Genomic DNA, 22138 nt, shown 5'->3' on the forward strand with positions numbered 1-22138 from the left:
CTCGGCAGGTGCTGGCCCTCTCCCGTGGCGAATCCCTCAAAACCGCCCTTCGCCGGACGCGAGTCCCCATTGGAAGGTGGCTTCACCGGCAGCGAATCATTTTTTCGTCCGGCCCTTGTCGCGGCGTTCCCGCGCCTCCAAAAGCGCAAGAAGGCTGGCGATTTCCGCCGGTGCCATATGGGCGATCTCCTCGGCCAGCCGGTTCGCAAGCTCCGTTGCCTGCGGGGCAAGCCCTGCTGTGTCGATGACGATGCGGGGATGGGAAATGCGGGCGAGCCGCTCCAGTTCTTCCGCTTCGTCCCAGATCACGTTGAAATAGCCGATGATCGCCTGCACCAGCCGCCAGCTCGGCCGCCCGCGCTTGCCATGCTCCAGCGCCGAGAGATAGGCGGGTGTCACGCGCAGCGCCGCCGCCATGTCCTTCATGGTGACGCCGCGGTCCCGGCGCAGCTCCCTGATGCGGCGGCCGAAGGGTGTCATCTTTTCTTGCGCAGCCAGATATAGAAAGCGCCGCCGCCGCCATGTTTCGGGTGCGCGGGCTGAAAGCCCGATACATGGGCCCGGAAATCGGCCTCGTTCAGCCAGCGCGGCACCGCGCTTCTGAGCACACCCTGCCGCTCCGGCACTTCGTAGAATTCCGCGCCGTGAAGCGTGTGGCGGGCATAGGGCGAGGCGCCCTTGCCGGTGATGACGAGAACGCAACGCAGCCCGCGCGCTCTCACCCGCGAAAGAAAGCCGAGCAGCGCGCCATGTGCTTCCGCCTGGCTGTGGCCATGCAGGTCGAGTGTCGCTTCGACTTCCATCTGGCCGCGCGCGAGGCGCTGGCTGGTCCGCCGCTCAAGGCCGGTCAGCGGCGGCGGTTCGGGGGCGCGGCGCGGGGCAGGCGAGGGAGGGGGCACGACGGATGCCGGCATGCGCTTTGGCTGCGGCGCGGGCGGGGTGGCGGCGCTTGAGAGCATTTCCGCCGGCAGCGCCGCTTCGGCGGCATGGATGCTCCGCTTCCGGGCAAGCGGCTTTGCATCCTTCACGACCGCACGCCAGAGCTTCCGCTCCTCATCGCTCAGACTGCGGCTACGGGATTTGCGGCGCGGCGCCTTCTTGTCGGTCTCGTCGGCCATCGCGCTCACCGCCGTTTCATCCGTCTTCTTCTTAAGGCGCAATCTCTTTGGGCACCAGCGCGATGAATTCGCCTTCCGCCTTCATGCGGCCGGCGATCTCGCCCGGGTCCCGTCCGGAACCGAAAAAGATGTCGCCGCGCTGGCGGCCCTTGATCGCGGAGCCGGTATCCTGCGCGACCATGAGGCGGGCCATCGGCACGAGACCTTGGCCGTCCACCGTCGGATGCGTCGTCGTGAGCCAGAGCAGCGTGCCGAGCGGATGATGCGAGCGGTCGACGGCAAGGCTCCGTCCCGGCGTCAGGTTCACCTGCTCGGCGCCGGGCGGCCCCAGCGTCTCGTCCACATCGCGCAGTATACGGAAGAATATATAGGATTTGTTCTGCCGCATCAGGGCGCGGCCTTCGGCGGGATGCTTCTCCATCCAGGCGCGGATCGTCTGCATCGACACTTGTTCCAGCTTCATCTCGCCCCGTTCGACGAGCAGCTTTCCGATCGATGTGTAGTCATGTCCTGTCTTCGCCGCGAAGCTGAGCCGCACGATCTCGTCATTCGGCAGGCGCACGCGGCCCGAGCCCTGCACATGCAGGAAGAAAGCGTCGATGGGACTTTCGAGCCAGAGCAGCGCCAGCTTGTCGGTATCGAGAGCGCCGTCCTCGATCTCGGCGCGGGTCGGAAAATTGCCGCCTCCGGCGACCATCGAGAAGCCTGGCGGCGGCGCCAGCACGGGCGTCTGGTAGACCCCGCCTCGCGTCAGCGAGCCGCGCATTTCCGGTTCGTAGTAGCCGGTGAAAAGGCCGCGTTCGGAGGGAAATTTCACCGGCACGAACCAGTGCTGGAAGAAGCCGCGCGCATTGCCGGCGCCCGGGCCGACGGAGCCTGTCGCCGCGCGGCATGCCGGCTGCCAGTCACCCGCCTTGCCATAAAGCGGGTCGCCGCCCTTCACGTCGAGCGGTGCGGAAGGCGAAAGTTTCAGGATGCGTGCGCAGGATCGGCGAAAGGCATCGAGCGCCGCCGATTGATCGTCCTTTCCCCAGCCATCGAGCTGCGAGAAGGAAATTCGCGTGGGCGACGAAACGGGGTTCGCCTGCGCGCTCATGTCAGGCGTTCCCGATACGCAGAAAAAAAGAACAAGCCCGCCAAGAAGAGCGAGGGCAGAGGCGCCACGCCGCATTGCCACCGCCCGTCAGGCCGCTGCGCCGGTCGCGACCAGCTTCCAGTTCGGATCGCGGTTTCGCAGGTCGCGCTCGAAGGTCCAGACATCGGTGATCTCGCGCACGGTGACGGGATCGCCCTCGACCACCACGCCGTCGCTGTTCTTGGTGCTGGATGTCAATTCGCTGCGGAAGGAAACGGTGAGGCGCGCGCGCGTACCGTCGAGTGAGCCGCCCGTGATCGCCGCCTTGTCGATGCCGATGAAGCTCTGGTCGATCTGCAGCCCGGCCTTCTCGCGTGCCGAGATCGCGCCTTCGAAACTTGCATAGACATCGTCGCTGAGCAACGGCTTCAACGTCGCCCGGTCGCCCGCGGCAAAGGCCGTCACGATCATCTCATAGGCCATCCGCGCTCCGGAAAGGAATGACTCCGTGTCGAAGGTGCGGTCGGCATCGGCAATCGCGTCGAGCGCGCCGGCAAGCGGCGATCCTTCCTCGGTGACGCCGCGCCAACGGAAGCGTGCGCCCGCATTGGCGAAGGGATCGCCCGCCGCGTCGATCACGCGGTCGCGCGCGCCGCTCGCGGGTGCGTCGGTACGGCCGCGCTTTGGCAAGGTCACCACCTTGTCGTTTCCGGGCGCCGGATTCTCTGAATAGGGATCGTAAGGAGGCCGCTCATGCCCCGTCCGCCGGCCGAGCACGCTTCTGAGTTTCAGAAACACGCCGACCGCGATCGCGAGCAGAATGATGTTCAGAAGATTCAAACCGTCGTCCATACGCTCGAGGAACCCTTCAAACCGGACGCCCGGCCGCCTGAACAGCGGCAAACCCGGCACCATATCGGCATCCGGGGTGACGGGCGGCGTGCTTGCCGCTACTGTCGTTTATGCTCTCGGCAATAACCTAGGGCATCGGGCGGCGTTTTGCTACCAGACCCGGCGCTCGCCTTTGCCGCCGCGCGGCCTATTTTATGTGCTGTCTCCGTGGCTTTAATAGCGGCAAGAGGTCTGCCGCGGCGTCATGCCGCTTTTTTCGTCCTGCAAGGGAACCCGTGGGTATTCTCCTCTTCATCATATTCGTCGCCATTCCGGTCATCGAAATTGCGATTTTCATCCAGGTGGGCGGTCTTATCGGCGTCCCGGCCACCATTGCCATCGTGCTTGGAACGGCGCTTCTCGGCGCCTCGCTCCTGCGCGTGCAGGGGCTTCAGACCTGGCGGCGGGCAGAAGCCGCGATGCGGCGGGGCGAGCCGCCGGTGGCCGAGATGCTGGATGGCGTCTTTCTTTTCATTGCGGCGCTGCTCATGGTGACGCCCGGGCTTTTCACCGATTGTGTCGGCGTCGTCCTGCTGATACCGCCCTTCCGGCGCGCGGCCGGCCGCTATGCCGCAGCACGCCTCTCCCAAGGCGTCAGCTTCCAGTTCCGGGCCGGCGGCATGTCCGGCGGGTCCGGGCCAAAACCGCCACAGGGCGGCGGGCCGGTCATCGAAGGCGAAGCGGAAGAGATCGGCGAGGAGAGTGACAGGCCTTCCCGTCCGTCCGATTCACCATGGCGGCACTAGAAGCGCCTGCGGATCTGCTCTTTCTTGTTCATGCCCGCGTTCCATGATAGCCAGCAGCCTTCGGTCAATCAGAAGGCGGCGAGGCGGGAATGTCGGATCAGGGCACGAATAATGGCGAGAGCGGCAATGGCGGCGCGCAGAACGGCGAGGCGCCGCAGCTTCGTGTCCTTACCCAATATGTGAAAGACCTCTCCTTCGAGAACCCCAACGCGCCGCAATCTCTCGGGCCCGCCGACGAACAGCCAAGCATCAATGTCCGCGTCGATGTCGGCGTGAAGCGCATGAGCGCCACCGATTTCGAGGTCGCGCTCAAGATCGGCGCCGAGGCGACGGTGAAAGACAAGGCGATGTTCCTTGTCGAGCTCGACTATGCGGGGCTCTTTCGCGTCGTCAATGTGCCGGAGCAGGATCTCGAGGCGGTGCTTGTCATCGAATGCCCGCGCCAGATTTTCCCGTTCGCCCGGCGCATTCTCGCCGATACGACGCGGGATGGCGGTTTCCCGCCGCTGATGATCGATCCGATCGATTTCGTCGGGCTCTACAATCAGCGCCACCAGCAGGCGCCCGATGCGGCAGCAGCGGCCAAACCGAACTGACTTGTTAGTCCGCCTTCGCCGCCGTCCAGAGCGGTTCGCCGCCCAGTGTCGCGACGAAGGCGTCATGCGCCGCCTTTTCCGCCTCGGTGAGGCGCGGTGGCAGGGCGATGTCGCGCGGCGCGCGTGTCACCCGCTCGCCCTTCATGCCTGCATAATCGGCCTGCAACACGAGGCCCGGCTGACGGCCGCCCATCAATTCCAGATAGACTTCCGCCAGCAGCTCGCTGTCGAGCAGCGCGCCATGCTTGGTGCGGCCCGAATTGTCGACGCCGAAGCGGCGGCAGAGCGCGTCGAGGCTGTTCTGAGCGCCGGGAAATTTGCGCCGCGCGATGTCGAGCGTGTCGGTCGCGCGTGAGACGGGCAGGGCGGGACGGCCGATCCGCTTCAGCTCCGCATTGATGAAGCCCATGTCGAAGGCGGCATTGTGGATGACCAGCGGGTCCTCGCCGATAAAGGCGAGGAAGTCATCCGCCACTTCCGCGAATTTCGGTTTGCCGCGCAGGAAGTCCGACGACAATCCGTGAATGCGGAACGCGCCTTCCGGCATGTCGCGTTCGGGATCGATATAGGCGTGGAAATATTTTCCCGTCACCACGTGATTGAAAAGTTCGAGGCAGCCGATTTCGACCAGCCTGTGGCCGTCATTCGGACTGATGCCGGTCGTTTCCGTATCGAGCACGATTTCGCGCATATGCCTTCGCCGCCCCTCACTCCACCTGGAAACGGAACGAACCGTCCGCGCCGATGATGCCCTTCGGATTCCACGCCACTTCCCAGACATGGCCATCGAGGTCGGAGAAGTAACCCGTATAGCCGCCCCAGAAAGCGTCCTGGCCGCGCTTCATGATCTTGCCGCCTGCTGCTTCCGCCTCGGCGAGCACAGCGTCGACTTGTTCTTTCTCTCTGACATTATGCGCCAGCGCGATGCCGGAAAAGCCCTCGCCATGGGGCGCGAGGTTCGCGTCCCCGGCAAGGTCCGCCCGTCCGAAAAGGGCGAAGACAATGCCGCCGCACTGGAAAAAGACAACGGAGGCGTTGCTTTGCGGCAGCGCGCGCCAGCCGAGCGTCTCGTAAAACCCCTGCGCCCGCGCGAGATCGGCGACGCCGAGAGTAATGAGGCTCAGTCTCTGTTCCATCGGTCCGGTTTTTCCTCTCAGCTTTTTGCCAGGCGCGCCGCCAGCACCTTGCCTTCGCGGTTCTTCAGCGCATCGACGATGGCGGCCACCTGCGCGCGGGCATGATCGAGGCCCTTGTCGCTTTCGACGATGAAATCGGCGCGCTTGCGCTTTTCTGCGTCGGGAACCTGTTTGGCATGGATGGCGGCGAATTTCGCTTCATCCATGTCGGGCCGCGCCAGCACCCGCGTCTTCTGAATATCGTAAGGTGCCGACACCACAACCACAACATCGACGCGCGTTTCGCCGCCCGTTTCATAGAGGAGTGGAATATCGAGCACCGCCATCGCTTTTCCCGCCGCCATGTTCTCGCGCAGGAATTCCATCTGCGCTTCGCCGACCAACGGATGGACGATCGCTTCGAGCTTCTTCATCTCGTCGGGAAGTCCGAGCACCGCGCGCGACAACAGCTTGCGATCGACGGCACCATCGACAATGGCGGAAGGAAAGGCGGCGCGCAGCGGTTCCACCGCCTTGCCGCCCTTTTCGTAGAGCTTGTGGACGGCGGCATCCGCGTCATAGACGGGAACGCCGAGCTCGCGGAACATTTTCGCGGTTTCGGATTTTCCCATGCCGATCGAGCCGGTAAGACCGATAAGAAGCATCGCGGGTTCCCTTATTTCATTCCCATGTCGGCGAGCACCAGCGCGCGGAGTTCCGGCGTCACCTGCGGCCGCACACCGAACCAGGCCTCGAAGCCCGGCACCGCCTGATGCAGCAACATGCCGAGCCCGTCGACGGTCTTGTAGCCTGCCTCGCGGGCGCGGCGCAGCAATCGGGTTTCGAGCGGCGTATAGACAATGTCGGTGACGAGGGCCGGGGCGGGAAGCGGCGAGATATCGAGATCGACATCGCTTTCGCCCTTCATGCCGAGCGTCGTCGTGTTGACCAGAAGCGCGGCGCCGTCGAGCGCCGTCTTCGCCTCACCATCCGCGAAGACAAGCGCGTTCCGAAGTCCGAGATCGCGGGCCAACGCCTCGGCGCGGGATGGCGTGCGGTTGATAATCCTGATTTCCGGCGCGCCTTCATCCTCGAGCGCGGCAGCAATCGCGCGCGCGGCGCCGCCCGCGCCGAGAAGAACGGCCGGTCCCGCCTTCGCGTCCCAGCCGGGCGCGCGGTCTTTCAGATTGGCGATGAAGCCATAGCCATCGGTGTTGCGTCCCTCAAGCCCCGCCGGCGTCGTGACGATTGTGTTGACCGCCTTCAGCCGCTTGGCGATGGCATCATGCCGGGCAAGCGCGGCAAAGGCCGTCTCCTTGTGCGGCACGGTCACATTGGCGCCGATGAAACCGAGGCCGCCAAGATTGCGGATCGTCTCCGCCGCTGCATCCGGCGGCACCGCGAGCCGTTCATAGACCGCGCCCTCGATACCGTGGAGCCCGATCCAGTAATTATGGATCAGCGGCGAGCGCGAATGCTCGACAGGCCAGCCGATGACGCAGACCTTTTTCATGCCGTCACCAGCCCGCGTTTGCGCAGCTCATCGAGCAGCGGCAGCAGCGGCAATCCCAGAATGGTGAAATAGTCGCCGTCGATCTTCTCGAAGAGCTGCACGCCCGGCCCTTCGAGCTGGTAGCAGCCCACACTCTTCATCACCTTCTCGCCGGCCTCCGCGAGATAGGCGTCGAGAAAAGCGTCGGAGAAATCGCGCATGGTCAGTGTGGCGCGCGCATTGTGACGCCAGACCACTTCTCCCTTTGCCGCGAGGGCAAGGCCGCTATGGAGAATATGCGGATGACCGCGAAAGGCGCTTAGATTGGCGCGCGCTTCCGCCATGGATTTCGGCTTGTCATATCTCCTGCCGTTGCAGGAGAGGATCTGATCGGCGCCGAGCACCAGCGCATCGCCATTCGCTGCGGCAACCGCGAGCGCCTTCGCGCTGGCGAGTTCGAGTGCCAGGGCGTCCGTATCGTCATCGGAATTGCTGCCGGCGAATCTTTCCTTCAGCGCATCTTCATCGACGCGCGAATCCTTCGCCTCGAATGAAATACCGGCGCCAGAGAGAAGTTCGGCGCGGACGGCGCTGGCGGAGGCGAGAATGAAGGGAGGACGTGACATATCGCTTTCAGACCGCGCGCTGGCGCTCATTATAGAGGTTGAGGACCGCCGCCGCCGTCTCCTCGATGGAGCGGCGGGTGACGTCGATCACCGGCCAGCCGTTCCGCGCGAAGAGCTTGCGCGCGAAGGCTATTTCATCGGCGACGACGTCGGGCGCGACATAATCGGTGTCGGTATTCTCGTGCAGCGAAAGAAGGCGGTTCTTGCGGATTTGCACCAGGCGATCGGGGCTTGTCGTCAGGCCGACAATCAGCGGCTTCTGCGCCGTTTCAAGATCGGGCGGCAGCGGCGCGTTCGGCACGATCGGGATGTTCGCCGCCTTGATGCCCCGGTTCGCGAGATAGATGCAGGTCGGCGTCTTCGAGGTGCGGCTGACGCCGAGCAGAATGATGTCGGCATCGTCGAGATCGCCGCCCGATTGTCCGTCATCATGCGCCATCGTGTAGTTGAGCGCGGCGATGCGGTCGAAATATTCCGCATCCATGATGTGCTGCGAGCCCGGCTTGTGGGAGGATTCCTTGCCGAGATATTTGCCGAGCGCCAGCATGGCCGGGTCGAGCACGGAAATGCAGGGCGTCTGCAATTCGGCGCAGCGTTTTTCCAGCCGTGAGCGCAGCTCGTCATTCACCATCGTGAACATCACGATGCCAGGCGCATTTTCGATTTCCCCCAGCACGCGCTCAAGCTGCTTCGGTCCGCGCACCAGCGCATAGACATGCTCGATCGGCCGCGCATCCTCATATTGCGCGCAGGCCGCGCGCGCGACCATGTTCAGCGTTTCGCCGGTCGCATCCGATACGAGATGAAGATGAAAGACGCGCTTGGTGTTCATGAGGCCTGTCGTTTCGCGGGCGGTCCTTGCGCCGCGCCGCAAAGGTATCGGGGCTGCCGTGAGCACGCCAATTCTTTTTCGCCGTGAAACCGCAGGGCATAACAGCATCTTCGCATGATGTGCCTTTGCTTGTGGAAAGCTGTGATTAACGGGCGTAAGCGGCGGTTTTGCGCCAAGCCCTACCCGGTCATACCCGTGCTTCGTTTTCGCTCCCCCGTTCAGTGCCCCGGTGGAGAAAAGCCGCGATATGCTTGCGGAAAGCGGGTATGACCGGCGGGTCGGCGTGGCCATGGGCAGTTGTCCCCGCAGTTAACATTTTCGACGGAACCGACAATCCACATGCCAAGTGCCTGCGTAGACACCGCGTCAGTCTGACAGGCTGAAATCATCAACAGGCTGTGGCATAGAAAGCGGGTGCCGGCGGCGATGCGGGCGGGCGGCACTGAATTGTGGACAAGATGGCGGCGCGGTTTGATCCCCGCCTTTCACAGCCATCCTTCACTATCCACTACAGATAAGATTCTTCTATTGAGATAGAAGGACAGGAAAGACGGTCGGGAGATTGAACGGTTGAGCGATAAAATGGCTCCCGGAAAAGAGGCAGCCGGGAAGAAGCTCCTCAGGGCATTGAAGGGCGAGGCGACGGAGGGTGTACCGATCTGGCTGATGCGCCAGGCGGGACGCTATCTGCCGGAGTACCGGAAGGTGCGCGCCGAGGCCGGCAGCTTTCTCGATCTCTGCTATACGCCGGACTTCGCGGAGGAAGTGACGCTGCAGCCGATCAGGCGTTACGGCTTCGATGCGTCGATCCTGTTTTCGGATATTCTCGTGGTGCCGGATGCGCTCGGCCAGAAGGTTGCCTTCAAGGAAGGCGAGGGGCCGGTGCTGGAGGCGATCACGAATGTGGCGGGGCTCGCGGCGCTGAAGCCTGTCGAAGCCGTGAGGGAGCATCTCCAGCCCGTCTATGAGGTGGTGAAGCGGCTCAGGCGGAGTCTTCCCCCGGAAACAACGCTGATCGGTTTTGCCGGCGCGCCATGGACGGTCGCGACCTATGTCGTCGGCGGGCGCGGCTCGCCGGATCAAGGCGCCGCCAAGGCATGGGCCTACCGCGCCCCCGACGAGTTTCAGAAACTGATCGATCTTCTGACGGATGCGACCGTCGAGCATCTCTCGGCGCAGGTGGAAGCGGGCGCCGAGGTGCTGCAGGTCTTCGATACCTGGGCGGGCAGCCTGCCGGAACTTTCCTTCGAGCGTTTCGCGCTCCAGCCGATGAAGCGGATCCGGGAGACTCTGAAGGAGCGGTTTCCCGATATTCCGGTCATCGCCTTTCCGCGCGGGGCAGGCGGCATGGCCGCGCGCTATTTCCGCGAGACGGGCGTCAACGGTCTCAGCCTCGATACCGGCGTTTCGGCTCTTTGGGCCCGGGAACATCTGCAGCCGCTTGGCTGCGTGCAGGGCAATCTCGATCCGCTGCTGCTGGTTGCGGGCGGGGCGGAGATGCGCCGCCAGGCGCTCCACATCCTCGAAACGCTCGGCCAGGGTCCCTTCATCTTCAATCTCGGCCATGGCATCGTGCCGCAAACGCCGCCCGAACATGTGGCGGAACTGGTGACGCTGGTGAAGGAATGGCGCGCATGACCCGGAAGGTCGCGGTCGTGCTCTTCAATCTCGGCGGACCGGACAAGCCAGAGGCGGTCGAGCCCTTTCTCTTTAATCTCTTCATCGATCCCGCCATCATTCGTGTGCCGCAGCCTTTTCGCTGGCTGATCGCGAAGCTTGTCTCGAAGCGCCGTGCGCCGGTGGCGAAGGAAATCTATGCGGCGCTTGGCGGCGGTTCGCCGATCGTTCCGCTGACACGCGATCAGGGGCAGGCGCTCGAGGCCGCCTTGGCCGGTGGCGAATCCGAGTTCCGCAGTTTCATCGCCATGCGCTACTGGCATCCCTTTGCGGATGAAGCGGCCGCCGCCATCAAGGCATGGGGCGCCGATGAGATCATCCTCCTGCCGCTCTACCCGCAATACTCGACCACGACGACCGAATCCTCCTTCAGGGACTGGGAGCGGGCGGCGGCGAAGGCGGGGCTTTCAGCGCCGGTGAAGACCGTCTGCTGCTATCCGCTCGCGCCCGGCTTCATCGCCGCGCATGTGGCGCTGCTTCGCGACGTGATTGCCAAGGCAGGCGGGACGGACGGCATCCGCATCCTCTTCTCCGCTCACGGCCTGCCGAAAAAGGTGATCGAGGCGGGCGATCCCTATCAAGCCCAGGTCGAGCAGAGCTGCGCCGCCCTGGCCGCGGCGCTCGGCATTGAAGGTCTCGACTGGGTCACCTGCTACCAAAGCCGGGTGGGGCCCCTCGAATGGATCGGCCCGGCCACCGACAAGGAAATCATCCGGGCGGGCAGCGAGGGCAAATCGCTCATCGTCGTTCCCATCGCCTTCGTCTCGGAACATTCCGAAACGCTGGTCGAGCTCGACAAGGAATATGGACACCTCGCCAAAGAGAGCGGCGTACCGCGCTATTTCCGGGTGCCGGCGCTCGGCACCGAGCCGCATTTCATCGAGGCGCTGGCCGGGCTTGTCCGCGCGGCGCAGGCGAGCGATACCATCCTCTGCCCGGAAGAGGCCGCCGGCCATGTCTGCACCGCCCGGGCGGGCCTGAAGATGGCTGGTTAAGGAAGCAGGGGACCCGCAATGCTCGATTTTCTGGCCGGCTACTATGTCTGGATCAAGGCGCTTCACATCATTTCGGTGATCTTCTGGATGGCCGGCATGGCCTATCTGCCCCGGCTTTTCGTCTATCACGCCGAGGCGGCGCCGGGTTCGGACAAGTCCGAGACCTTCAAGATCATGGAAAGGCGGCTTCTGCGGGGCATCGTCAACCCGGCCATGATCGCCACTTTCCTCTTCGGCATCCTGATGCTGGTGCTCAATCCGGGCCTTCTCTCCGATGGCTGGATGCATGTGAAACTGGCGCTGATCCTCGTCATGTCGGCGCTTCACGGCTTTTTTTCGCGCTGGCGGAAAGAGTTCGAGCGCGACGGGAACCAGCGGGATGCCCGCTTCTACCGGATCGTCAATGAGGGCCCGCCGCTCCTCGTCATCTTCATCGTGCTGCTGGCGGTCGCGAAACCGTTCTGAGGGGCCAACGCCAATTTCCGTTGAAATTGGAACCGGACCGCTTTATATCGGTTTTGAAGCCGGGTTTCTTCCGGCGGCCTTCCTTGTTCTTTCCCGGCCGTAGAGAGCGCCTTTCAAGGCGTGACAGCGGCAAGACAAGACCGCGCACAAGGCAATTGCCCGCAGAAGGGCCGAGCCCGGATCGTGCGATGGCAGGAAAGAAGCGTTAGGCCCGCTTTCCCAACAGATTTCACATATCGGCCTTCTACCCCTATCCCTCCCAAAGATTTCCTCCCCTCAGAGACAGCGCCGCATCATTTCCAGAAGCGCCCCGGGCGGAAACCCCCAAAGAAAGACCAAGACAGGCAATGACGACGCAGATCAAGCTGCAGGACCTCAAGGCAAAATCGCCGACCGAACTTCTGGCGATTGCCGAGGAACTCGAGGTCGAGAACGCCTCGACGCTCAGGACGCAGGACATGATGTTCGCGATCCTGAAGCAGTATGCGGAACAGAATATCGACATCATCGGCGAAGGCGTGGTCGAGGTGCTGCCGGACGGCTTCGGCTTCCTGCGCTCTCCCGAAGCCAACTACCTGCCGGGTCCCGACGATATTTACGTCTCGCCCTCGCAGATCCGCCGCTTCTCGCTCCGTACCGGCGACACGGTCGAAGGCGAGATCAGGAGCCCGAAGGATGGCGAGCGGTATTTCGCGCTCCTCAAGGTCTCGACGGTCAATTTCGAGAGCCCCGACAAGGCCCGCCACAAGGTCCATTTCGACAATCTGACGCCGCTCTATCCCGACGAGAAGCTCGAGATGGAAGTCGCCGATCCGACGCTGAAGGACCGCTCCTCGCGGCTCATCGACATCGTCGCGCCGCTCGGCAAGGGCCAGCGCGGGCTGATCGTCGCGCCGCCGCGCACGGGCAAGACCGTTCTCCTCCAGAACATCGCGCATTCGATCACGACCAACCACCCGGAATGCTATCTGATCGTGCTGCTGATCGACGAGCGGCCGGAAGAAGTGACCGACATGCAGCGTTCGGTGAAGGGCGAGGTCATCTCGTCCACCTTCGACGAGCCGGCGACGCGCCACGTCCAGGTCGCCGAAATGGTGATCGAGAAGGCAAAGCGCCTCGTCGAACACGGACGCGACGTCGTTATCCTGCTCGACTCGATCACGCGTCTCGGCCGCGCCTACAACACGGTCGTCCCGTCCTCCGGCAAGGTGCTGACCGGCGGTGTCGACGCGAACGCGCTGCAGCGCCCCAAGCGTTTCTTCGGCGCCGCGCGCAATATCGAGGAAGGCGGCTCGCTCACCATCATCGCGACCGCGCTCATCGATACCGGCAGCCGCATGGACGAAGTCATCTTCGAAGAATTCAAGGGCACCGGTAACTCGGAAATCGTCCTCGACCGCAAGATCGCCGACAAGCGCGTCTTCCCGGCGATGGACATCCTCAAATCCGGCACCCGCAAGGAAGAGCTGCTGGTCGACAAGGGCACGCTCTCGAAAATGTATGTGCTCCGCCGCATCCTCAACCCGATGGGCACCGTCGACGCGGTCGAATTCCTTCTCGACAAGCTCAAGCAGACGAAGAGCAACGGCGAATTCTTCGACTCGATGAATACCTGAAAACAAGCCGCCTGAAATCTGCTACTCTCTACCCGCATTCCGTGCATCGGCTCCGTGCCGCTTGCGGGATGCGGGGCAGAGTGTTCAGTGGGGTGGGGCATGGACGAGCGCGCAAGCGAGATCGCGGAGGGCCGGTCGGCCTGGGTGAAGCCGCTTTTGCAGGGCGATGCCGCCGGGCGGGTCAAGGCCCGGCTCAAAAATCCGAGCGATCACGTTCCCGCCGAAATCGGCGGCATTGCCCTTTCCAATGCAGGCCGTGAAATCTATGCTTGGTGGCTCGAGGCGCGCGGCGACAAGCCGATGCCCTCCGTCGCCGATGTCGATCTGCGCGCGCTGGTCGAGCTTCTTCCCTATATCCGCTATCTGAGCTGGGAGGACGAGAAGCGTCTCGTCTTCCGCATCTATGGCAGCGCCCTTGTCGAGGGCAGCGGCTTCGACCTCACCGGCCATAATATATTCGGACCCGAACACGCGCAGGTCGCCACCGACCGCGCACGGCTGCAGGCGCTTCATGCGCAGCCCTGCGGCTTGCTGATGATCCGCGATGTCTATGACAGGCGCGGCATGTCCTATCCGTGCGAATTCATGACGCTGCCGATCGCGCCCGACGCGGATGGCAAGGCGCGCGTCATCGGTACGGTCATCCCCTGCGAGCTGGTCAGCGAGTGGGCCGTCGATGTCGTGCTCGACCGCATCCTGACACTGCGCCGCGCCGTCTTCATCGATACGGGATCGGGCGTTCCTCCCGCCTCGCTCGGCCTCGGCGTCTGATATGGAAGCCGGCGACGCGCGCTTTTCTTCGATACCGGGCATCGCATTCCGGCTTATGCGGCCAGGCTCGGTCTCTAGGGCGCCGTCATCTTCGAGATGAAATCCGTTATGGCATCGGCAAGGCCGGGCGCGAGCGGCGCGCCGGGATCGGAATAGAAGCGGATATTCTCCGCGCGGTCGGCCGGCGCGATCTTCAGCACATGGTTCATCTCCTCGATGGCGAGGAGCGTCGCATCCGGCCTTGCGGCGGCAAGCGCGTCGGCATCGGCCTGGCGCACCTGCAGATCATGCGTGCCGCGGATCAGGAGCACCGGCATCGACAGTTTCGCGAGTTCGGCGGCGGGATCGTATTTGAACCAGGAGATCAGATAGGGCTGCACGCTTGGCCGGTACAGCGCGTCGAGCTGGCCCGGCACTTCTTCATGCGTCTCGCCGCGTTCGAGCTTGGCGAGAATGGTGTCGGAGGCCTGCCGCAATTGCGGTTCCATATTGCCGGTGGCGACCTGTTCGCGGAGGACATCCGGCGCCGGTCGTCCGATGGCGGCGATCAGCACCAGCCCGGCAACCGGTTTTTTCTGCGCGGCGAGCGTCGCCAGCAGCGCGCCTTCGCTATGGCCGATCAGATAAAGACGCCGGATACGCGGTTCCTTGTCGAGAAATTCAAGCCATTGCACCGCGTCATCGACATAGGTTTCGGCGCGAAGATCTTCCTCCTTCGGTGCGGCCTGCGCGCTCGCGCCGACGCCGCGCTTGTCGATGCGGAGCGAGGCGATGCCGGCGTCGCCAAGGCTGCGGGCAAGCAGGCGAAGGCTGTTGTTGTTGCCTTCGGGAAAATTGCCGTTGCGGTCGGTGGGGCCGGAGCCCGGCAGGATCAGCGCCGCGTCAACGGGCCCGTCGCCTTCGGGAAGCGTCAGCGTGCCATGAAGCGGCGCGAGCCCGCCATCCACCGTCACCTCGCGTTCGCTCCAGGGTTCCGCCATGGCGTCGGCCGCGAAGGCGAGGGCGAAGAGAAGCGCGAGGGGGAGGATTTTCATGGCTTCAGTTTTTCCCATCCAGGATAAGGACCGTCGAAATGCGGCGCCTCATCGATATCGCCCGCCCATGTCGCTTTTGAGGCGGCGTGCTCGACGGCAATGACACGCAGAGGCGCATCATCCGCCAATGCGTTCGCCGCAAGGATGATCGTTTCGTCCGGTTCGGTGAGGTTCGCGCCGGTCATTGCCGTGCCGCACTGCCTGCAGAAGGCGCGTTCGAGGGTGGGCGATGAGCGATAGGTGCTCAAATGCTCCGCGCCCTCCCATGTCACTTCATCGCGCAACGCGACGAAGAAGGCGCCGAAGGCACCCCCCGCCGCCTTGCGGCACATCGAACAGTGACAGACGACAATTCCGCTGCCGCGCTTCGCCGCGAAGCGTACCGCGCCGCAAAGACAGGAACCCCTGATCACGGGATCAGCACGCTGGCGCCGGTCGTCTTCCGTCCCTCGAGGTCGAGATGCGCGCGGGCGGCTTCGGCGAGCGAGTAGCGCTGGTTGACGCCGATCTTCACCGCGCCCGATTTCACCACCGCGAAAAGGTCGTCGGCCATCTCCTGGAACGCCGTCGACGATTTCGCGGCGTAGTGAAACATGGTCGGCCGCGTCACATAGAGCGAGCCCTTCTGCGCGAGAATGCCGAGGTTCACATCCGTCACCGGGCCGGATGCATTGCCGAAGGAGACGAGAAGTCCGAGCGGCGCAAGACTGTCGAGCGAGCCGATGAAGGTCGCCTTGCCGACTCCGTCATAGACGACCGGCACTTTCTTGCCGCCGGTGATTTCCTTCACCCGCTCGGCGACATCTTCCTTCGTGTAGTCGATCACATGATCGCAGCCATTGGCCCGCGCGATCGCCGCCTTTTCGTCGGAACTCGTGGTGCCGATCACGGTGGCGCCGAGATGTTTCGCCCATTGGCAGGCGATGAGGCCGACGCCGCCCGCTGCCGCATGCCAGAGGATCGTCTGGCCCTTCTCGACCTTGAAGGTCTGGCGCAGCAGGAATTGCGCGGTCAGACCCTTCAGCATCATCGAGGCCGCTTCCTCGTCGCTGACGCCGTCCGGAATTTTCGCCGCGCTCGCCGCCGCTACATTATGCGCTTCGGCGTAAGCCCCGACGGGCCCGGAGGCATAGGCGACGCGGTCGCCCTTCGCGAATTGCGTCACGCCCTCGCCGACCGCTTCGACCACGCCCGCCGCTTCCATGCCGAGGCCGGAGGGAAGCCCTACCGGGTAGAGGCCCGAGCGGTGATAGGTGTCGATGAAATTGACGCCGATCGCCTTCGCCCGCACCGTCACCTCGCCGGGCTTCGGCGCGCCGAGATCGACCTCCTTAAGCGACATGGTCTCCGGGCCGCCGTTCCTGTCGATACGGATGGCTTTTATGCGCGTCATTTTTCTCTCCCTGTTTTTTCAGCGCCGTGTAAGGGCAAGGCCGATGCCTGCCGCAAACAATACGGAGCCGGTGATCCTGTTGCGCAGCATCTGTGCGCGTTCGCCTTTTAGGTAAGGCGCGAGCTTGCCGGCCGCGAGCGCGAAGCTGCCATCCGAGAGCGTGCCGACGGTAATGAAGGTCACGGCGAGGATGATGAGCTGCGGGCCCGCCGGGGCATCGGCGCTGACGAATTGCGGAAAGAACGCCGCGTAGAAGGCGAGCGATTTCGGATTGCTGACGGAAATGAGAAAGCCGCGCCGGTAAAGCGTTGCAAGGCTTGCATGGCCGCGCCGTGCTTCGGCGGGCAGGTCCGGGTCCTCGTAAGGCGCGCGCCAGGCGGCGATGCCGAGCCAGACGAGATAGGCCGCGCCGACAAGCTTCAGCAGATCCGCCCAGGGCCCGAGTGCTGCGAGCAGCGGCGCGAGCCCCGCCAGCACCAGCGCCATGTGAACGAGAAGTGCCGTCGTCGTTCCCGCCAGCGCCATCAAGGCGGCGCGCGGTCCCTGGCGGATGCCGCAGGCGACGAGATAGGTCACCACCGGCCCCGGCATCACGCAGAGGATCAGCGTCGCGGCAATGAAGCCGAGATAGAGATCGAGCGACAATCCAAACCCTCACACTGTTTTTTCCACCCTCCCCCTGTGGGAGGGTCAAACGGTCGAAGACCGTTTGGGGAGGGGTGTCTCGCTGACCGCGAAATCACCACTCCTGTTGTTCTTTGCCGTGCATGCGGCGACCCCTCCCCGAAATTCACGCCGCTCGCGCGCCATGAATTTCGACCCTCCCGCAGGGGGAGGGTGGGAAGAGAGTCGGCGATCCTACCCCAGATGCCGCGCGAAGAGTTTCAGCGTCCGGTCGTTCGCCTCGTCGGCATTCGCCTTGTCGTAATGGGCGCCGCCGGGACGGGCGAAGGCGTGGTCCATGTCCGGGTAGCGGTGGATGGTGACGAGGGGATTGTCGTGCAGCCCCTTCACCACTTCTTCCTGCGCTTCCTTCGGCACGAATTCGTCCTTGCCGGCGATGTGCAGCATCAGCGGCGCCTTGATGCCCTTCGCGTCGGCAAGGCGGTTCTGGATGTTGACGCCGTAATAGCCGACAGAGGCGTCGGCATCGGTGTGGCAGGCGGTGAGATAGGCGAGCTGGCCGCCGAGGCAATAGCCGACGGCGCCGACCTTGCCGGAGGTCATCGGGCGCAGCGTCTTGATGGTCGCGGCGATGTCGCCCACGCCCTTGTCGACATCGAACTTGCCGAAGAGGTCGAAGGCCTTTTTCCATTCGGCTTCGGTCTGGTCGGTGATGTCGATGCCGGGCTCGATGCGCCAGAAGAGGTCCGGGCAGAGCGCGACATAGCCTTCCCCGGCGAGCCAGTCGCAGAGGTCGCGCATCACCTTGTTGACGCCGAAAATTTCCTGGATGACCACGATGCCGGGCGCCTTGCCGGCACCTTCGGGCCTTGCGAGATAGCCCGAGAAAGAACCGTCCGCGCCTTTGATATTTATCGTCTCGCCACTCACGTCGCATCTCCTCGTATCGTCGGGGGAAAGTCAGAGCGGGACTCTAACGATCCTCATCCGATGATGCGAGGGAGGATAGGCGAAACTGTGGGGAAGAGGGGGAGGGGCGGTGTTTTCGACCGCCCCGCCGGATATTCCTCAGGCGGCTTTCGCGGCTTCGTTGCGCGCGCCGAAGGAGAAGAGCTTGCGGAAGCCGCGGTCATTGGCGGCGGCTTCGCTGCGCTTGCCCACCGTCTGTTCGCTGCGTGCGGACAGGGCAACGTCGAACGCATTGACGTAGCTCGTGGCATAAGTGGCAAGGATGTTCATTTTATTCACCTGATAGCGCGTCCGGCAAAAGCGATTTCCGGTTCCGGTCTGGACGCGCCCGCTTTCCTGTTTGGCCCGTTTTCGGTATGAATGGGCGCAGAGAGTTGGTCCGTGAGGGTGATATGCGGGTTTCGGGCCGCTTTATCAAACGATCTTTTTGCACCGCAGAAGTTAGAAAAACTAACATATGGCTATTCGCCGCCTGCCATCGCTGAAAGCCTTGCGCGCCTTCGAGGCGGCGGCCAGGCATGGCAGTTTCTCGCGCGCCGCGGCCGAACTCAGCGTCACCCATGCGGCGGTGAGCCACCAGATCAGGGCGCTGGAGGAGGAACTCGGCGCCGGTCTTTTTCACAGGACGGGCAGGGCGGTCGAACTCACCGAGCGGGGCGAGCGGCTCTACCCGGTGCTGGCAGCCGCTTTCGACCAGATCGCGGAAGGCTGGTCGCAGGCGGGCGCGAAGGATACGGCCGCGCTCACCGTTTCGGTCGAGCCCTCCTTCGCGGCGCGCTGGCTGGTGCTCCGGCTCGGCAAGTTCAACCGCGCGAACCCTGAGATCGAGCTTCGATTGCTGCCTTCCTCGGAGCTTGTCGATTTCAGCCGCGAGGATGTCGATATCGGCGTCCGCTACGGGCTTGGCGGCTGGCCGGACGTGGTCTCGGAAAAGCTCTTCGAGGCGACGGTCTATCCCGTCTGCAGCCCGGCGCTTCTCGATCCGAAAAAACCGATCCGCAAGCCCGAGGACCTCAAATCCTATCCGCTCCTCCATGAGGAGACGATGGAGCACTGGCAGCAATGGCTCGAAGCGGCGGGCGTCAAGCATCCGCGCTGGGCGCTGCGCGGCCCTCTCTTCATCGAGGCGAGCCTGGCGCTGCAGGCGGCGGCGGGCGGGCAGGGTGTCGCGCTCGCCAATGACACGCTCGCCATGGCCGACCTCGCCGAAGGCCGCCTCATTCGCCTCTTCGACATCGAGATGCCGGACGAGGAAGGCTATTGGCTGGTCTATCCGAAGGACGGGTTGAAGAAGCCGAAAGTGCAGGCGTTCCGGAACTGGATCCGCGAAGAGGCGGGGCTCGGTCCGCCCGAAGCGCCGAAGCCGCCGGAAATGCTGACGCCCCGAGGCCGCGGCAAGGCGGTGCGCTGAGAATGGATGTATCGTGAGTTGCCGATGGAGAGTCTCATGACCGGGAAAGCAACAGCACTCGACAGGATTCGCGCCGCGACGCCCGATGATGCGGCCGCGATCGCAGCCATCTATGCGCCCTATGTCCTCGACACGGCGATCTCCTTCGAGACCGTGCCGCCGGACGAGGCGCAGATGGCGGCGCGGATCGGGAAAAACCAGCCTGTCCTGCCCTGGCTCGTTCACGAGTCCGGGGGCAGCGTGACTGGCTATGCCTATGCCGGCCCGCACCGGGAGCGCGCCGCCTATCGCTGGTCGGTCGATGCGGCCATCTATCTCGACAGCGGCGCGCACCGGAAGGGCATCGGCAGCGCGCTTTATGCCGTGCTCTTCGCGGCATTGCGGCTGCAGGGCTATCACCGTGCCTATGGCGGGATCACGCTCCCCAACGCGGCCAGTGTCGGACTGCACGAGGCTCAGGGCTTCAGGCCGATCGGCGTCTACCCCGAGGTCGGTTTCAAGTTCGGCGCCTGGCGCGATGTCGGCTGGTGGGGCCTCGACCTCGCGCCGCCGGACCACGAGCCCGCCGAGCCGCTGCCATTCACTCCCGAAATTCTCGAGCAGGCAAAGAAGAACGCTGCCAGGCTTTGAGATGGTTCAGGCGGATAGGCGCGCGCGCCTCAGCTCCGCCTCAAGCGCCGCCGCTTCCGTCACCGGCAGCGAACAGGTCTCTCCCGCGCAGACGTACGCCGTCGGTTTGCCGTCGAGGGCCGTCTTGCCATGCGCCGGATGTCCTTCCGGCAATGCGCTGCCATCCGCCACCCGCATCAGCACGCGGGCGGGGAGGGAGGTGCCGAAGGCGGCACGCGCCAGTTCCGCCGTTTCCGCCTTCGAGCCGATCAGCACGATCTGGACCGGCTTCAGCCGCGTGTCGAGGCTCGCGATGTAGCTCCCCAGCGGAAAGATGTTCTGCTGCAGCTCGCCGGCAAAGGCGCGGATCAGCTCGTCCGCGCGGGCGAGATAATCCTGCTTCCCCGTCATCAGCGCGAGGCGCGCCAGCACGCCGGGCATGGTGCCGTTGGCGGCCGGGGTCGCATCGTCGGCAACCGTCCGTCTACGGACGATCAGCGCGGGCGCATCGTCGGCTGTAAAGAAATAGCCGCCATTCGTCTCGTCGCGGTAATGGGCGCCGAGTTCGGCGGCGAGGCTTTCCGCCGCTTGCAGATATTCCGCCTCGCCCGTCGCCTCGTAAAGCGCGAGCGCCGCGTCCGCCATGTTGGCGAGGTCGTCGGCCATGGCGATGTGCTGGAGCTTCCCCGCGCGCCAGGCATGATGGAGCCGCCCGTCCTTCCTCATTTCGGTCATCACGAAGCGGAAGGCGGCGGCCGCCATCTCGGTCCAGCCCGCCTCGCCGAAAGCGGCGCCGGCACGGGCGAGCGCCGCGATCATCAGCCCGTTCCAGTCGGCCAGCACCTTGTCGTCGAAACCCGGATGAACGCGGAGGTCGCGTTCGAGGAAAAGCCGCGCCTTCAGCGGCTCAAGGGCTGCTTCCTCTTCAGCCGTGAAGGGCGCGTCGGCGCGGGCGAGGCGGTTGAGGATATTGGTCTCCTCCCAATTGCCTTCGCCGCTGACATTGTAGACCTGCTTGAAAAGCTCGGCCTCGCCGGGCGTCAGCAGATTGTCGATCTCCGCTTCGGACCAGACATAAAACTTCCCCTCGACGCCCTCGCTGTCGGCATCGAGCGAGGCCGCGAAGCCGCCGCCTTCCGTCACCATCTCGCGCGCCAGCCATTCAACCGTCTCGCGGATGCGGCGCTCGTAAAGGGGCTTCCGCGTCTCCTGCCAGACAAGCGTCAGCAGGTCGATCAGCAGCGCATTGTCGTAGAGCATCTTTTCGAAATGCGGCGCGAGCCAGAACTCGTCCACCGAATAGCGTGCATAGCCGCCGCCCAGATGATCGTAGATGCCGCCTTCCGACATATGGTCGAGAGCCCGGCTGACCGGCGCGGCAAGATCTTCGCGCCCCGTCCGAAGATGCGCGCGCCAGAGCAGCGTCAGCAGTGGCACTTGCGGAAATTTCGGCGCGCCGCGAATGCCGCCATGAACCGGGTCCATGATCTCGCGGAGCTTCTCCGCCACCACGATCGGCACTTGCGGCGTCGGCTCGCCCGGCCGCGCCGTCGCCGATTGTTCTTCCAGCGCCTTCACCAGCGCGGTGCGGTTCTTGTAGACCTTGGCCGGCTCCTCGCGAAAAATGCGCGCCACTTCCTCCAGCACCTGCACGAAGCCGGGCCGTCCGTAATTCGGCTCCTTCGGAAAATAGGTGCCGCCCCAGAAGGGCTCGCCCTCCGGCGTCAGAAACATGGTCAGCGGCCAGCCGCCCTGCTGTCCCAGCAGATGCAGCGCCGACATGTAGATCGCATCGATGTCGGGCCGCTCCTCGCGGTCGACCTTGATGTTCACGAAATGCTCGTTCATCACCGCCGCGACGCTTTCATCCTCGAAGCTTTCATGCGCCATCACATGGCACCAGTGACAGGCGGCATAGCCGACCGAGAGGAGGATCGGCTTCTTCTCCTTCTTCGCGGCGTCGAGCGCCGCTTCGCCCCAGGGCCGCCAGTGAACGGGATTGTCCGCATGCTGGAGCAGATAGGGGCTGGTTTCGGCGTCGAGGAAATTTCGTGACATGGAGGCTTTCGGACGGTTCACTTGG

26 protein-coding genes are annotated in these 22138 nt (G+C 64.2%); 9 read left to right on the plus strand and 17 right to left on the minus strand.

Going from position 1 to position 22138, the window contains the following annotated elements:
• Positions 1-96: 96 nt before the first annotated feature.
• From PLAV_RS06330 to PLAV_RS06345, 4 genes are all read right to left on the minus strand, one after another.
• Positions 97-480, minus strand: coding sequence for a helix-turn-helix domain-containing protein (locus PLAV_RS06330; protein WP_012110133.1), 384 nt, complete (start codon positions 478-480; stop codon positions 97-99).
• A complete protein-coding gene (locus PLAV_RS06335) occupies positions 477-1160 on the minus strand; it encodes a Smr/MutS family protein (RefSeq protein ID WP_245545235.1) in 684 nt (227 codons plus the stop codon). The genes PLAV_RS06330 and PLAV_RS06335 overlap by 4 nt, the downstream gene beginning before the upstream one ends.
• Entirely contained in the window at positions 1150-2214 is a 1065-nt protein-coding gene (gene mltA / locus PLAV_RS06340; protein ID WP_012110135.1) for a murein transglycosylase A, read from the minus strand. Before mltA ends, PLAV_RS06335 begins: the two co-directional genes overlap by 11 nt.
• A gap of 87 nt (positions 2215-2301) precedes the next feature.
• The gene (locus PLAV_RS06345) at positions 2302-3045 is read right to left on the minus strand and encodes a Tim44/TimA family putative adaptor protein (protein ID WP_012110136.1); all 744 of its coding nucleotides are present in this window, start codon (positions 3043-3045) and stop codon (positions 2302-2304) included.
• Between the two features lie 275 nt (positions 3046-3320).
• Between PLAV_RS06345 and PLAV_RS06350 the strand changes: the two genes are divergently transcribed.
• Together PLAV_RS06350 and secB are read left to right on the plus strand one after the other, a co-directional pair.
• Positions 3321-3830 carry an FxsA family protein gene (locus PLAV_RS06350; RefSeq protein WP_049767728.1) on the plus strand — a complete coding sequence of 170 codons (510 nt, stop codon included), beginning with the start codon at positions 3321-3323 and terminating at the stop codon, positions 3828-3830.
• An 89-nt stretch (positions 3831-3919) separates the two neighbouring features.
• Positions 3920-4426, plus strand: coding sequence for a protein-export chaperone SecB (gene secB / locus PLAV_RS06355; protein ID WP_012110138.1), 507 nt, complete (start codon positions 3920-3922; stop codon positions 4424-4426).
• 4 nt (positions 4427-4430) lie between these two features.
• Here secB and dnaQ read toward each other — a convergent pair whose 3' ends face one another.
• Genes dnaQ through PLAV_RS06385 form a run of 6 tightly spaced genes read right to left on the minus strand, consistent with a single transcriptional unit; the run spans position 4431 to position 8491 of the window.
• Positions 4431-5117 (minus strand): DNA polymerase III subunit epsilon, encoded by a 687-nt coding sequence (dnaQ, locus tag PLAV_RS06360; RefSeq protein ID WP_012110139.1) that lies wholly within the window; start codon positions 5115-5117, stop codon positions 4431-4433.
• Between the two features lie 16 nt (positions 5118-5133).
• Positions 5134-5562, minus strand: a complete 429-nt coding sequence (locus tag PLAV_RS06365; RefSeq protein WP_012110140.1) for a VOC family protein — start codon at positions 5560-5562, stop codon at positions 5134-5136.
• Between the two features lie 17 nt (positions 5563-5579).
• Complete coding sequence (gene coaE / locus PLAV_RS06370) at positions 5580-6206, minus strand: dephospho-CoA kinase (RefSeq protein ID WP_012110141.1); 627 nt, start codon at positions 6204-6206, stop codon at positions 5580-5582.
• Positions 6207-6217: 11 nt separating this feature from the next.
• On the minus strand, positions 6218-7054 hold the full coding sequence (locus tag PLAV_RS06375) for a shikimate dehydrogenase (RefSeq protein WP_012110142.1): 837 nt from the start codon (positions 7052-7054) through the stop codon (positions 6218-6220).
• The gene (locus PLAV_RS06380) at positions 7051-7659 is read right to left on the minus strand and encodes a Maf family nucleotide pyrophosphatase (RefSeq protein ID WP_041536421.1); all 609 of its coding nucleotides are present in this window, start codon (positions 7657-7659) and stop codon (positions 7051-7053) included. Before PLAV_RS06380 ends, PLAV_RS06375 begins: the two co-directional genes overlap by 4 nt.
• A gap of 7 nt (positions 7660-7666) precedes the next feature.
• On the minus strand, positions 7667-8491 hold the full coding sequence (locus tag PLAV_RS06385; protein WP_012110145.1) for a pyruvate, water dikinase regulatory protein: 825 nt from the start codon (positions 8489-8491) through the stop codon (positions 7667-7669).
• A gap of 582 nt (positions 8492-9073) precedes the next feature.
• On the opposite strand from PLAV_RS06385, the gene hemE reads away from it, so the two are divergent.
• The 5 genes from hemE (at position 9074) to PLAV_RS06410 (ending at position 14015) form a co-directional block, all read left to right on the plus strand.
• Positions 9074-10129, plus strand: a complete 1056-nt coding sequence (gene hemE, locus PLAV_RS06390) for a uroporphyrinogen decarboxylase (protein WP_041535879.1) — start codon at positions 9074-9076, stop codon at positions 10127-10129.
• Entirely contained in the window at positions 10126-11163 is a 1038-nt protein-coding gene (gene hemH / locus PLAV_RS06395; protein WP_143710178.1) for a ferrochelatase, read from the plus strand. Before hemE ends, hemH begins: the two co-directional genes overlap by 4 nt.
• A gap of 18 nt (positions 11164-11181) precedes the next feature.
• Complete coding sequence (gene hemJ / locus PLAV_RS06400; RefSeq protein ID WP_012110150.1) at positions 11182-11628, plus strand: protoporphyrinogen oxidase HemJ; 447 nt, start codon at positions 11182-11184, stop codon at positions 11626-11628.
• Positions 11629-11975: 347 nt separating this feature from the next.
• Positions 11976-13244, plus strand: a complete 1269-nt coding sequence (rho, locus tag PLAV_RS06405; RefSeq protein WP_012110151.1) for a transcription termination factor Rho — start codon at positions 11976-11978, stop codon at positions 13242-13244.
• Between the two features lie 99 nt (positions 13245-13343).
• On the plus strand, positions 13344-14015 hold the full coding sequence (locus PLAV_RS06410) for a PAS domain-containing protein (protein WP_012110152.1): 672 nt from the start codon (positions 13344-13346) through the stop codon (positions 14013-14015).
• A gap of 74 nt (positions 14016-14089) precedes the next feature.
• Here the strand turns inward: PLAV_RS06410 and PLAV_RS06415 are convergent, their stop codons facing one another.
• The 6 genes from PLAV_RS06415 to PLAV_RS19620 all read right to left on the minus strand — a co-directional run bounded on the left by PLAV_RS06415 (position 14090) and on the right by PLAV_RS19620 (position 18305).
• On the minus strand, positions 14090-15049 hold the full coding sequence (locus PLAV_RS06415) for an alpha/beta hydrolase (RefSeq protein WP_012110153.1): 960 nt from the start codon (positions 15047-15049) through the stop codon (positions 14090-14092).
• Complete coding sequence (locus PLAV_RS18790) at positions 15046-15462, minus strand: GFA family protein (RefSeq protein WP_012110154.1); 417 nt, start codon at positions 15460-15462, stop codon at positions 15046-15048. Before PLAV_RS18790 ends, PLAV_RS06415 begins: the two co-directional genes overlap by 4 nt.
• Positions 15459-16442, minus strand: coding sequence for a quinone oxidoreductase family protein (locus PLAV_RS06425; protein WP_012110155.1), 984 nt, complete (start codon positions 16440-16442; stop codon positions 15459-15461). The genes PLAV_RS18790 and PLAV_RS06425 overlap by 4 nt, the downstream gene beginning before the upstream one ends.
• Before the next feature lie 18 nt (positions 16443-16460).
• Complete coding sequence (locus PLAV_RS06430; protein ID WP_012110156.1) at positions 16461-17087, minus strand: LysE family translocator; 627 nt, start codon at positions 17085-17087, stop codon at positions 16461-16463.
• Between the two features lie 213 nt (positions 17088-17300).
• Complete coding sequence (locus tag PLAV_RS06435) at positions 17301-17996, minus strand: dienelactone hydrolase family protein (RefSeq protein WP_012110157.1); 696 nt, start codon at positions 17994-17996, stop codon at positions 17301-17303.
• A 138-nt stretch (positions 17997-18134) separates the two neighbouring features.
• On the minus strand, positions 18135-18305 hold the full coding sequence (locus PLAV_RS19620; RefSeq protein WP_012110158.1) for a hypothetical protein: 171 nt from the start codon (positions 18303-18305) through the stop codon (positions 18135-18137).
• A gap of 187 nt (positions 18306-18492) precedes the next feature.
• Between PLAV_RS19620 and PLAV_RS06440 the strand changes: the two genes are divergently transcribed.
• Both PLAV_RS06440 and PLAV_RS06445 read left to right on the plus strand, forming a co-directional pair.
• Complete coding sequence (locus PLAV_RS06440; protein WP_012110159.1) at positions 18493-19446, plus strand: transcriptional regulator GcvA; 954 nt, start codon at positions 18493-18495, stop codon at positions 19444-19446.
• Positions 19447-19482: 36 nt separating this feature from the next.
• Entirely contained in the window at positions 19483-20076 is a 594-nt protein-coding gene (locus PLAV_RS06445; RefSeq protein ID WP_012110160.1) for an arsinothricin resistance N-acetyltransferase ArsN1 family B, read from the plus strand.
• A 6-nt stretch (positions 20077-20082) separates the two neighbouring features.
• Here PLAV_RS06445 and PLAV_RS06450 read toward each other — a convergent pair whose 3' ends face one another.
• On the minus strand, positions 20083-22113 hold the full coding sequence (locus tag PLAV_RS06450; protein ID WP_012110161.1) for a thioredoxin domain-containing protein: 2031 nt from the start codon (positions 22111-22113) through the stop codon (positions 20083-20085).
• Positions 22114-22138 lie beyond the last annotated feature (25 nt).

The sequence above is a fragment of the Parvibaculum lavamentivorans DS-1 genome, from assembly GCF_000017565.1.
Classification (GTDB): Bacteria; Pseudomonadota; Alphaproteobacteria; order Parvibaculales; family Parvibaculaceae; genus Parvibaculum; species Parvibaculum lavamentivorans.